The organism is Salinimicrobium soli (genome assembly GCF_048323655.1).
Lineage (GTDB): Bacteria > Bacteroidota > Bacteroidia > Flavobacteriales > Flavobacteriaceae > Salinimicrobium > Salinimicrobium soli.
This window is the reverse complement of the sequence record NZ_JBLUWW010000002.1, coordinates 141559-153674: the sequence shown is the minus strand read 5'-3', so window position 1 is coordinate 153674 and position 12116 is coordinate 141559. Positions and strand designations below refer to the sequence as shown.

Annotated in this window: 8 protein-coding genes and 1 riboswitch; of the genes, 5 read left to right on the top strand and 3 right to left on the bottom strand. The window is 45.5% G+C overall.

From position 1 onward, the window contains the following. Nucleotides 1-68: 68 nt before the first annotated feature. From ACNORC_RS06255 to ACNORC_RS06245, 3 genes are all read right to left on the bottom strand, one after another. Nucleotides 69-1490, bottom strand: coding sequence for a glycosyltransferase family 2 protein (locus ACNORC_RS06255; RefSeq protein WP_418334770.1), 1422 nt, complete (start codon nucleotides 1488-1490; stop codon nucleotides 69-71). A gap of 371 nt (nucleotides 1491-1861) precedes the next feature. Then, nucleotides 1862-3088, bottom strand: a complete 1227-nt coding sequence (locus ACNORC_RS06250) for an ammonium transporter (RefSeq protein ID WP_418334769.1) — start codon at nucleotides 3086-3088, stop codon at nucleotides 1862-1864. Nucleotides 3089-3090: 2 nt separating this feature from the next. Then, nucleotides 3091-3429, bottom strand: a complete 339-nt coding sequence (locus ACNORC_RS06245) for a P-II family nitrogen regulator (protein WP_418334768.1) — start codon at nucleotides 3427-3429, stop codon at nucleotides 3091-3093. Nucleotides 3430-3725: 296 nt separating this feature from the next. Further along, nucleotides 3726-3828: riboswitch (SAM riboswitch) on the top strand. Between the two features lie 50 nt (nucleotides 3829-3878). Between ACNORC_RS06245 and ACNORC_RS06240 the strand changes: the two genes are divergently transcribed. The 5 genes from ACNORC_RS06240 (at nucleotide 3879) to ACNORC_RS06220 (ending at nucleotide 12115) form a co-directional block, all read left to right on the top strand. Beyond that, nucleotides 3879-4901: a homocysteine S-methyltransferase family protein gene (locus ACNORC_RS06240; RefSeq protein WP_418334767.1), complete on the top strand. Its 1023-nt coding sequence runs from the start codon at nucleotides 3879-3881 to the stop codon at nucleotides 4899-4901. After that, nucleotides 4898-7633, top strand: coding sequence for a methionine synthase (gene metH, locus ACNORC_RS06235; RefSeq protein ID WP_418334766.1), 2736 nt, complete (start codon nucleotides 4898-4900; stop codon nucleotides 7631-7633). Before ACNORC_RS06240 ends, metH begins: the two co-directional genes overlap by 4 nt. Continuing rightward, entirely contained in the window at nucleotides 7633-8589 is a 957-nt protein-coding gene (gene metF, locus ACNORC_RS06230; RefSeq protein WP_418334765.1) for a methylenetetrahydrofolate reductase [NAD(P)H], read from the top strand. Before metH ends, metF begins: the two co-directional genes overlap by 1 nt. Before the next feature lie 100 nt (nucleotides 8590-8689). Beyond that, entirely contained in the window at nucleotides 8690-10555 is a 1866-nt protein-coding gene (locus ACNORC_RS06225) for a mechanosensitive ion channel family protein (RefSeq protein WP_418334764.1), read from the top strand. Nucleotides 10556-10864: 309 nt separating this feature from the next. Then, on the top strand, nucleotides 10865-12115 hold the full coding sequence (locus ACNORC_RS06220) for an efflux transporter outer membrane subunit (RefSeq protein WP_418334763.1): 1251 nt from the start codon (nucleotides 10865-10867) through the stop codon (nucleotides 12113-12115). Nucleotide 12116 lies beyond the last annotated feature (1 nt).

The following is a 12116-nucleotide window of genomic DNA, read 5'->3' as shown; positions in this document are numbered from 1 at the left end:
CATTGTTTGAAGCTCCAAATAAAAAAGGGAATCCGTTAAGATTCCCTTTTTTCAATAGTTTTAATGAACTATCCCCGGGTGAGCCATCCTCTTTTACTAGCTGTAGCAATAGCATATGGAGTGATCCAGAATAATCCGAAGGTATATAGAATGCTATAAGAATACGCCCAGAACGATTCAGATAACTTATATTTCTTCGCGTAGAACAACACCGGAAAACTTGACCATATCAGGATACTCAACAGTGTGGAACTGATGAACAGTACCGGATGCGTAATGATGAAAAACAGCATCAGTAAAATGAATGGATAGCTCATGACCAGTTTGATCACCTGGTTAAAGAACAGGATCCTTGATCCTACCTTGGAACCTTCTCTAAAGTCGGTGAACACATATTTTGCCATCGCAAGGTTTTCCCGCACGTTGCTTCTCCCCCATCTGATAAACATTTTATACAATCCAGAATATTTCTCAGGAACGTTAGTGTATGCATAAGCGTTTCTTTGGAACAGCACATGGTACCCATTTTTCAGGATCATATTGGTCATGGCGCGATCTTCCCCAATATCTGAAGGTTGCCCCATAAAGGTCTGGTTGATCCATTCGGGAAGAACTTTAAAGACCGCTTCACTCCTGTATGCAGCCAGTGCTCCGGGAGTACACAACACTGATTCCAGGCTGCTCTCTGCCGAACGTACAAATTCAAAACTCAGTACAAAGCTCACATCCAACATTTTTGGCAACAAAGCTTTTTTACCATTATTAAGTACTCTAATATTTCCGGCAACGGCACCACATTTCTCGTTCACCACAAACGGACTCACCAGGTTACGCAAGGTGTCTTTTGTAACTTCAGAATCACTGTCAACCGTCACAAAGATCTCTCCGGTCCCCAGGTGGAAACCACGGTAAAGGGCATGACGTTTTCCTTTATTCTCGGGTTGCTGATAAATGCTAACGCGATCGCCAAGAGTTCTCTTAGCCTCCTGCATCCACTCCCAGGTATCGTCCTTACTCCCGTCATCGATTGCCAGCAATTGGAGTTTTTCTGCCGGATAATCACTTTTTGCGAGACTCATTAAAGTGGCCCACACCTGTTTGCCTTCGTTGTAAGCAGGCACAATCACAGTACAGGTAGGCAAAGCATCGTCAGCCACAGAACTTATAGGCTTGTAGCGTAAATACAGGTAAAGATTATATGCGAAAAATCCCGCTTTAAAAAGGAAAAGCGCACCCGCAATTGCAAAGAAGATCCTACCCCAAAGAGTATCCAGGCGCTCGAGATTGTAGCGGCTAAAATCATTTTGAAGGACGTACACAAGGTAGGCAGCACCAATAAGCAGCACTATACTGCTCGCGCGTACGATAATACCTTTAAGATCTTTTGGATTTTCCCTGAATTCAGGGTCAAAATTGGAATGTTCTTCTACTTTTAAATTTTCGGCTTCGGAAGGATTATACTTAATTGAATTTTCTTTTTCTAATATCATTGGTAACTCTTGTTATTGTTCAGTTTTTACAGGCCTTGTCAGGCCTTGCGTCGCGAACCCCTAAGCAATTCACGTACCAATTTTTACAGGACTGTTATTGAGGCCTTTAAAAAGCATTTTTGGAGGGACTGTGGAATTTTAACACATGCAGAACGGGAAAACACCACACTTCTCTACACTGTGTGGATTGCCTGCGGAAGAGGACAGTTGGTGAAGAAGAACAATAATTTTGTCGTTTAGTTTTGGATACAGTTTTCGACCTAAAAGATAAATCGGGCCTAAAAAAAGATTCCCTTAATTGAGAACTTGACCAATTGCCGCTGCCTTTACCTGCAGCGGCTTGGTCTCAAAGTTATATTTTACAATATCCTTTACTCATACTGCAACTGCGAATAGGCTGCCGATCCGTGCTCATGTGCATCTAAACCTTCTATTTCCTCTTTTTCGGTCACCCGGATACCAACTGTTTTCTTGAGTGCGTAAAATATTCCGAAGGAAGTCAGCAAGCAAAAGGATCCTACGGCTGCGATACCGGTAAGCTGATTGAAAAATTGTTCCCAACCTGCCATTTTTCCGAAGATACCCACTGCAAGTGTTCCCCAGATTCCGCAGGTGAGATGTACCGAAACTGCTCCCACGGGATCGTCGAGTTTCCAATTCTCCAGGGCAGCTATTGAAACCACTACCAACACTCCGGAAATACTTCCAATAATAAAAGCGTCCAGTACTCCTGTGACATCTGCAGCGGCAGTAATTCCTACCAGTCCACCAAGGATACCGTTCAGGATCATAGACAGGTCGTTCTCTTTATAGCGAATCTTTGAAATAACAAAGGAACCTAATCCGCCGGCCGCAGCCGAGATACAGGTTGTCACAAGGACCAAAGAAGTCACAGCCGGATCTGCCGAGAGAACAGAGCCCCCATTGAATCCAAACCAGCCGAACCACAACAAAAATGCTCCTACTGTTGAAAGCGGAATGCTGTGACCCGGAATAACCTGAATCCTGCCATCACTGAATTTTCCTATTCTGGGACCTAAGACCATAATTCCCACAAGTGCTGCCCAGCCACCAACGGAATGCACTAAAGTAGATCCTGCAAAATCGTAAAAACCTAACTCGTCAAGAAAGCCACCGCCCCATTTCCACATGCCGGTGATGGGATAGATCAGGCCAACATACACCACCGAAAAAGCGATAAATCCGCCGAGTTTTATTCTTTCGGCTACTGCACCCGAGACTATTGTAGCAGCAGTAGCAGCAAACATCGCCTGGAACAGGAAATCAGTATAAAACGTAAAATGTCCGCCGGAATAAGCGGCAGTAAGTCCGTTTTCAGGAAGCAGGACACCAAAATGAGAAAATCCGATAAAATCCCCGGCAAAAGCTGCACCGGGATACATCAAACTAAACCCTACCAAAGCATACGTAAGTAACCCGATGATTATTACCATCACATTCTTAAAGAGAATATTGATCGTATTCTTAGCGCGTGTAAGACCTATTTCGAGGAGTGAAAAGCCCAGGTGCATGATGAAAACAAGTGCGATACAGATCATCATCCACAAGTTGTTGGCGGTAAATAGTACGTTTTCCATAGTTAGTTGAGTGAAGGGGTTCCTGTTTCTTTAGTTCTTATTCTGTAGGCTTCTTCTATGGGAGAGACGAAGATCTTTCCGTCACCTACCTCCCCGGTGAATGCCGACTTTAAGATTGCTTCCACGGTTCTCTCGACAAAACTGTCTGAGACTACAATGGAGAGCATCCTACGTTGCAGGTCTGAAGTGTTATAAGCTACTCCGCGGTAAACATGCCCCTGTTTTTCATTTCCTACCCCGGTTACGTCCCAATAGGTAAAGAACATGACTTCGATCTCAAGGAGAGCTTTCTTGACCTCCTCAAATTTTGATTTCCTGATTATGGCTTCGATCTTTTTCATCTTATGTTTGCTTTTCAACAGGATAAAACTATATAAAAAAGTTTTAACCCCCATTTTTTAGGGGGTAAAAAATTAATTTTTATTATTTCATTACAACAGACCCCTAATTTTTAGAGTATATTAAATTTTAATATCTATTTTTTGTGATTAGCACCCCCTAATTATTTTCAGAAACCGATAAGCGAAATGATTTCTCCATATTCCACTTCCCATTCTCCCTATTTTTCCATAAAAATTTGCAAATCGTAAGAAGAAGCCTTTATATTTGCCCAACAGTTCATTTACATTTTTAATATTCGTTATCAAGAAAGGTTGAGGGAATAGACCCGTTGAAGCCTTGGCAACCCTCCGTTTGGAGAAGGTGCTACATTCTACCACGCTGCCGTGGATAGATAACAAGAAGAATGCTTTCCCTTTGCTTCTTTTTTGATAGTGATCAACTCATGACTATGTCAAAACTAAAAGAAGCATTATCACAAAAAATACTGATCCTGGACGGTGCTATGGGCACCATGCTACAGGAATACAAATTCTCTGAAGAAGATTTTCGCGGAAGTCGCTTTGCCGACTGGCCAGTTTCTGTCAAAGGAAATAATGACCTGTTGTCTCTCACCCAGCCACAGGCTATTGCCGAAGTGCATCGCAAATATTTCCTGGCCGGGGCCGATATGGTGGAAACCAACACTTTTTCAGCTACCCGTATCGCTATGGCCGATTATCAAATGCAGGAACTGGTGTATGAGCTTAACTACGAAAGTGCCCGCATTGCACGTAAAGTAGCTGATGAGGTCACTGCAGAAGATCCTCAGAGACCAAGGTTCGTAGCCGGTGCCATGGGCCCTACAAATAAAACGGCCAGCATGTCTCCGGATGTTAATGATCCCGGCTTTCGCGCTATTTCCTTTACAGAATTATACCATGCCTATAAGGAGCAAGCCAGGGCACTTATAGAAGGAGGAGTGGACGTACTTCTCGTGGAAACTGTTTTTGACACCCTAAATGCCAAAGCGGCTCTTTTTGCAATTGAGGAACTAAAGGAGGAGCTCGCTTCTGACATTCCAGTAATGATCTCCGGTACCATAACCGATGCTTCAGGAAGGACTTTATCAGGCCAGACTGCAGAAGCTTTTCTAATTTCCGTTTCTCACGTTCCGTTGCTCAGCATTGGCTTTAACTGCGCTTTGGGCGCAAAGCAGCTCACCCCCTATTTGGAAGTGCTCGCACAAAGATCTGAATTCGGAGTCTCTGCTTATCCCAATGCCGGGTTGCCAAATGCTTTCGGGGAATACGATCAATCTCCACGGGAGATGGCTTTACAAACAAAAGAATATCTGGAAAGAGGACTCGTAAATATTCTGGGTGGCTGTTGCGGCACCACTCCCGAACACATCAAGGCCATTGCCGAAGTTGCTAAAGATTACTCTCCAAGACCATTTTCGAAACTCGTTGAACCGGAAACTTCAGGAATATGAACAGACAGACAAAAACAGCAGAAGTAATTCCTGAGGCAGACACCGCTTTTCGTCCTTTAAAACTTTCGGGGCTGGAGCCGCTGGTGATCACTCCTGAAAGTAACTTCATCAATGTGGGGGAACGCACCAATGTGGCCGGTTCAAAAAAATTCCTTCGGCTCATAAAAGAGGAAAAATATGAGGAAGCCTTGAGTGTAGCGCGCGACCAGGTGGAAGGTGGGGCGCAGATCCTGGACGTGAATATGGATGACGGACTTATCGACGGCAAGGAAGCTATGGTTAAATTCCTGAACCTGATAGTGGCCGAACCTGATATTGCCCGCATCCCAATCATGATTGACAGTTCCAAATGGGAGATCATAGAAGCGGGTCTGCAGGTGGTACAGGGAAAATGCGTGGTAAATTCCATTAGCCTCAAAGAAGGCGAAAAAGAATTTTTGTCGCAGGCAAAAAAGATAAAGAGGTATGGGGCAGCCGTCGTGGTAATGGCTTTTGACGAGAAAGGCCAGGCAGATAATTATGAGCGTAGAATTGAGATAGCAAAACGTTCTTACGATCTGCTTACTCAAAAAGCGGGCTTCCCTCCTGAAGATATTATTCTTGATCTCAATATTTTCCCGGTGGGTACTGGCATGGAAGAACACCGTCGCAATGCCGTTGATTATATTGAAGCTACCCGCTGGGCCAGGCAAAATCTCCCACATGTGAGCCTCAGTGGCGGTGTGAGCAATGTTTCTTTTTCCTTCCGCGGAAACGATCCTGTACGCGAGGCCATGCATTCTGTTTTCTTGTATCACGCAATTCAGGCCGGAATGAATATGGGTATAGTGAATCCGTCGCTGCTTGAGGTATATGACAATATCCCCCAAGAGCTGCTGGAGCATGTTGAGGACGTAATCCTGAACCGTAGGGAAGATGCTACCGAACGACTCCTGCATTTCGCCGAAACTGTAACGGGTACTCAAAAAGTGCAAAAAACGGACCTTTCATGGAGAGATAAACCTTTACAGGAACGCATTACCCATGCACTGGTTAAAGGAATAGATGCATTTATTGAGCAGGATGTGGAAGAGGCGCGCCGGCAGGCAGAAAAACCTCTGGAGGTCATCGAAGGGCCTCTCATGACCGGAATGAATGTGGTGGGCGATCTGTTTGGCAGCGGAAAAATGTTCCTGCCCCAGGTGGTAAAATCGGCAAGGGTGATGAAGAAAGCAGTAGCCTATCTCCTGCCCTATATTGAGGAAGAAAAACTGGCCAATCCTTCCGGAAGGTCCAGGGAAAACGCTGGAAAGATCCTGCTCGCTACGGTCAAAGGCGACGTACATGATATTGGTAAAAATATCGTGAGCGTAGTATTGGCCTGCAATAATTATGAGATCATTGATCTGGGGGTAATGGTGCCTCCCCAAAAGATCATTGAAACTGCCAAAGCCGAAAATGTGGATGCCATAGGATTGAGCGGACTTATTACTCCCTCGCTTGATGAAATGGTATTCCTTGCCAAGGAAATGGAACGACAGCAATTCAGCGTTCCGCTACTTATTGGTGGCGCCACTACATCCAAGGCACATACTGCCGTGAAGATCGATCCGCAATACCAGCATGCTGTAGTGCACATACATGATGCTTCCCGGGCCGTCACGGTGGTAGGAGATCTGCTCAAGGAGAAATCGGCGAGTAAATTCAAGGCTGACCTGAAGACCGAATACGACCATTTCAGAAAAAACTTTTTGAAGCGTAGCACCAGAAAATCTTACCTCTCTATTGAAGAGGCCCGCAAGAACAAGTTCATAATTGATTGGGAGAATTCCTTATTAATCCCGCCGAATAAAACGGGAATACAGATTATTGAAGATCTGGATCTCAAAAAGCTTGAAAAATATATCGACTGGACGCCATTTTTCAGAAGCTGGGATCTGCATGGCAGGTTTCCCGAAATTCTTCAGAATGAGAAAGTCGGAACACAGGCCTCTGCACTTTTCCACGATGCTCAGGAACTTCTTGAAAAAGTTGTGGAAGAAAAATTGCTTCAGGCCAAAGCTGTCTTCGGAATTTTTCCGGCAAACAGCATAAATGATGACGATATTGAACTAGTCTCTTCGGAAACTTCCAGAGAAAAAAAGAGCATTTTAAGAACCCTACGGCAGCAATTGAAAAAACATGAAGGCAAACCCAACTTTGCCCTGGCCGATTTTATAGCTCCGAAAGAATCCGGTCGGCAGGATCACCTCGGACTTTTTTGCGTGAGTACCGGCTTCGGAACAGAAGAGCTCGCAAAGAAATTTGAGACGAAGCATGATGATTACAACTCGATCATGATCAAGGCGCTGGCCGACCGACTTGCCGAAGCTTTCGCAGAATACCTGCACGAGCGGGTGAGAAAGGATTACTGGGGCTATGCTTTAGAAGAAAACCTGAGTAACGAAGAGCTTATAAAAGAACATTACAAAGGAATTCGCCCTGCGCCCGGTTATCCTGCTTGTCCAGATCACCTTGAAAAGAAAACCATCTGGGAGCTCTTGAAGGTGGAGGAGAATATTGGCGTAAAACTCACCGAAAGCCTGGCCATGTGGCCGGCAGCCAGTGTTAGCGGATATTACTTCTCCCATCCCGAGGCTCGTTATTTTGGAGTCGGAAAAATAAAGGAAGACCAGGTACAGGATTTTGCGCGTCGAAAAGAAATCTCTTTTGAAGAGGCCGAAAAGTGGTTAAGACCAAATATTGCAGATTAATGAAAATCACCCAACACATAGAAAAAGCTAACGGCAGCTCACTTTTCTCCTTCGAGATCCTGCCTCCCTTAAAAGGCCAGCATATTCAATCCATTTACGACGGGATCGATCCCCTGATGGAATTTAAACCGCCGTTTATCGATGTGACCTACCACCGCGAGGAATATGTATATATTGAACAGGAGAACGGACTGCTCGAAAAAAGGATAGTGCGCAAGCGACCCGGAACCGTGGGAATTTGTGCGGCCATTCAAAGTAAATACGGAGTGGATGCCGTGCCCCACATTCTTTGTGGCGGATTTTCCAAAGAAGACACTGAAAATTTCCTGATCGATCTCGACTTCCTCGGAATTAAAAATGTCATGGCCTTGCGCGGTGACGCGGTCAAAAGTGAAACTTATTTCAAACCCGATCCAAAAGGACATTGTTACGCCGAAGGCCTGGTGAGGCAGATCAACGACCTCAATAAAGGGAAGTTTCAGGAAGAACTTCTGGAAAATAATCATCAAACCGACTTTTGCGTCGGGGTCGCCGGTTATCCTGAAAAACATATGGAGGCACCCAGCCTCGACAAAGACATTGAACGACTAAGAGAAAAAGTAAATGCCGGAGCAGAATATGTTGTTACCCAAATGTTCTTCAATAATTCCCGCTTCTTCGAATTCGTAGAGAAGTGCAGGGAAAAGGGAATAAAAGTGCCAATCATTCCCGGCCTAAAACCTATTGCTACCAAAAATCAGCTAACGATGATCCCTCATCGTTTCCATGTGGACCTCCCCGATGATCTTACCCGGGAGGTCGAAAAATGCAGGAATAATGAGCAGGTAAGGGAAGTTGGAGTGGAATGGTGTATCGAACAGAGTAAGGAATTGATTGCAGCCGGTGTTCCGGTGCTTCACTATTATTCCATGGGAAGGAGTTCCAACATAAGAGAGATCGCAGCGGCTGTTTTCTAACTCTTATGCTTTTCTTAAATGGACCATGCCTTGGTCCATTTTTTTTATCTTTAGGAGAAACAGCAGGAAAGTGGCTCCTGCGGGTCCAAATTCATTAAAAATGAAACATAGCGGAACTCCCCTCCCGGCATATTCTTCTAAACCATTACACTTTAAATCTTTCGATATGTGTTCGAGAAATACCTTTCAAAAAGGGCATTTTTGGATACTCTTTTTTTTACTGCTTTTCAATAATTTCCAGTTGCAGGCTCAATTGGTGCCGGGGCAATCGGGTCAGGAAGAGTCGGTTGAAGTACAGTATCCCGAAGATCCCCTGGGAAGGCGCAATCCCAGAAGCAGTATTGCGGGTTTTATTTCGGCAGTTGCCGATAAGAATTACGCCAGGGCCAGTTCATACCTTGACCTGAAGGACCTGCCTTCGGGAACAGAAGAAGGTGTAGATCTCGCTCGTTCCCTTGAAATGCTACTGAACCAAAAAGGGCATATTTTACCCTATTCCTGGATCAGTGACGACCCGGCCGGGCGCAAAGACGACGGACTTCCTCCAAACCTGGATAAAGTAGGTTCCATTACCGTAGATGGAGAAAATATACAGATCTATATTGAGGAGACGAAAGGACCGGATGCCGGACCAATCTGGCTCATTGCTTCGGAATCTCTGGAGAAAATTGCTACGATTTCCACCGTTGAAATAATCACTCCAATCGACCGAATTCTTCCTGAATTCCTTCAGGGTCGTCAATGGGGTGGCGTTCCGGCAGGCCAATGGCTGGCCACAATCCTGCTTGCAGCACTTTGTTATCTCATCGCCTGGAGTATCATTTCTTTGCTGGTGCACCTTATTCCTTTAATGTGGAGAAAGGCAAGGACAGAAACAGTTTCGGGCGTCTTAAAAGCCTTCGCCCTTCCCCTGAAATTATACCTGGCGGTCTGGCTTTTCGTGGTCTTTTCTCAGGACCTGGGCATTTCAATCATCGTACGACAAAAATTCAGCGGCATAACTGTCATCATTGCCTGGGTGGCATTTCTTATCCTGTTATGGAAACTGGCGGAATTTATTGGGGCCTACAGCAAGCAACGCATGATCAACAGGGGAAGTGTCTCCGGGGTTTCGGTAGTACTCTTTCTGCGAAGAGCAGCCAGGATAGCAATAGTGGTGTTAGGGATCATCGCCGTGCTGGGAGCTCTGGGTGTTGATGTGACAACCGGACTCGCCGCCCTGGGAATTGGTGGTTTAGCCCTGGCCCTGGGTGCTCAAAAAACAATAGAGAATTTTGTTGGAAGTGTTACCCTGATCACCGATCAACCAATAAGAGTAGGAGATTTTTGTCGCGTGGGTGACACCATGGGAACGGTTGAAAAGATCGGGATGCGTTCAACAAGGATCCGTACACTTGACCGCACCCTTATTACAGTTCCAAACGGGGAGTTTTCTTCCAGCAAGATCGAGAATTTTGCATTCAGGGACAGGTTTTGGTTTCATCCGGTGCTGGGACTGCGTTACGAGACCACTCCAGATCAAATCAGGTACCTGCTTGTTGAGCTACGGAAACTTCTGTACGCTCACCCACTGGTTTCTCCGGATCCGGCCCGGGTACGATTCATAGAATTGGGATCAGATTCCCTCAAGATCGATGTTTTTGCCTATATCAATGTTGCAACCTTTGACGATTACCTGGAAGTTAAGGAAGACCTGTTGCTTAAGATGATGGATGTGGTAGGGGAAAGCGGTACCGGTTTCGCATTTCCTTCTCAAACTTTATACTTCGCAAAAGACCAGGGCTTATCTAAAGAAAAATCCCGCACTGCCGAAGAAACTGTCAAAAAATGGCGCGAGAACCACGAAATGCAATTGCCGAAATTCGATCCCGAAGAGATTGAAAAGCTTAAGGATACAGGAGATTATCCCCCGAAAGGCTCTGTGATGAAAAAAGACTCCGGCACCGGAAAAATTCCCGGTTTATAAATTTTGCCATTTATGTCATAGAGGAAGCTGACAGGCTTTGCTTTGCAACTTCTAAAAAAACAGTAACTTTAGAATCATTGATAATGAAACTGTTAGTAAAATTCGATTGTAACCTAAAATTGGTACGCTATAGAACAGCTTCCTCAAATAAACCTTCGGAATAAAATTACTTTCCAAAAAAGGCATTTTTCGCAATGCCTTCTCCCACTCCTTTTATCAGTTTTTCTGCTTTCCTCCTGCTCCCCTAAACTTCAGGAAGCAGCACCTCCTATAGAAGATCCTGAAGCTTTTTCCAATAGCGGGGAAGTAATGGCTCCGGAAAAATGGTGGACAGCTTTTGAAGATCCGGTGCTGAGTGAAGTAATTGAGGAAGCACTGCAAAACAACCTAAGCCTGGCGGGAGACTGGGAACAGTATAAGGCAGCTTTGGCCGTTCTGAAAAGCAGACGATCCTTTCTTTGGCCGGAAGTGGAGGCTACTGCCTATTCCGCCATCAGCAGGCCGGAACCGGATTTTGCCGGTGGGGAAAATTTACAAATGGGAGTATCAGCCGCCTACGAACTGGACCTTTGGGGACGGATCGCTTCCGGCGTACAGGCTGAAAAATTCAGAAGCGAAGCGGCATTTTTGGATTACCAGTCAGCAGCCATGACCCTTTCCGCAGAGACAGGGATCAGCTGGTTTCAATTGGTCACAACTCACAAACAACTCGAACTTGCCGAACAGCAGCTGCAGACTAACCAAAAGATAATGCGGCTCATAAGGAACCGTTTCAGCAGTGGGCAAATAAGGGCCGTAGATATTTTAAGACAGGAGCAGTTACTGGAAAGCACCCGCAACCAAAAGGTTTTTTATGAAACTGAATTAGCTCTTTTACAGAATGAACTTTCTGTCCTGTTAGGAATACCTCCGCAAAATCAACCTGAGTTCCCAACAGACAGTCTCCCGCAATTACCGCCGCTACCGGCCACCGGGCTTCCGCTGGAATTGATCCGCAGGAGACCCGATGTACAACAAGCTTATGCCCTTGTTATGGCTGCAGATCGGGAAATGGCAGCCGCCATACGGGCTAAATTTCCGAGGCTGTCATTAAACCTGTCAGGTCAAATGCGGTCCAATGATTATAACAACCTTTTCAAAGACTGGGCCTATACCCTTGCCGGCAATATTGTGGCTCCCCTGTTCTACGGCGGCAGGCTTAATGCAGAAGTGGAGCGCACCGAAGCTGTGAAAAATCAGCGGCTTTTTGAATACGGCCAGGTCGTATTGACGGCTTTCAGGGAAGTGGAGGACGCATTGATAAGGGAACTGAAACAACAGGAGCGCATCCAGATCCTGCAACGACAACTGGAACTGGCACAGAAAACGAATGGGCAGTTAAGGATCGAGTTCCTCAACGGAATTAGTAATTATCTCGATGTTCTGCTGTCGCTTGACCGCGAGCAGCAACTGCAGAGAGACCTGCTGGAGGCGCAACAGGTACTGTTGGAAACACGAATTGAACTTTACCGGGCGCTGGCAGGTGGATTTGAAACTGAACGAACAGCTACTTTACCATAAT

Excerpts from the sequence above, each read along its gene's own strand:
- ACNORC_RS06255 (WP_418334770.1), bottom strand. The coding sequence starts at position 1,490 with ATGATATTAGAAAAAGAAAATTCAATTAAGTATAATCCTTCCGAAGCC.
- ACNORC_RS06250 (WP_418334769.1), bottom strand. The coding sequence starts at position 3,088 with ATGGAAAACGTACTATTTACCGCCAACAACTTGTGGATGATGATCTGT.
- ACNORC_RS06245 (WP_418334768.1), bottom strand. The coding sequence starts at position 3,429 with ATGAAAAAGATCGAAGCCATAATCAGGAAATCAAAATTTGAGGAGGTC.
- ACNORC_RS06240 (WP_418334767.1), top strand. The coding sequence starts at position 3,879 with ATGTCAAAACTAAAAGAAGCATTATCACAAAAAATACTGATCCTGGAC.
- metH (WP_418334766.1), top strand. The coding sequence starts at position 4,898 with ATGAACAGACAGACAAAAACAGCAGAAGTAATTCCTGAGGCAGACACC.
- metF (WP_418334765.1), top strand. The coding sequence starts at position 7,633 with ATGAAAATCACCCAACACATAGAAAAAGCTAACGGCAGCTCACTTTTC.
- ACNORC_RS06225 (WP_418334764.1), top strand. The coding sequence starts at position 8,690 with ATGAAACATAGCGGAACTCCCCTCCCGGCATATTCTTCTAAACCATTA.
- ACNORC_RS06220 (WP_418334763.1), top strand. The coding sequence starts at position 10,865 with ATGGCTCCGGAAAAATGGTGGACAGCTTTTGAAGATCCGGTGCTGAGT.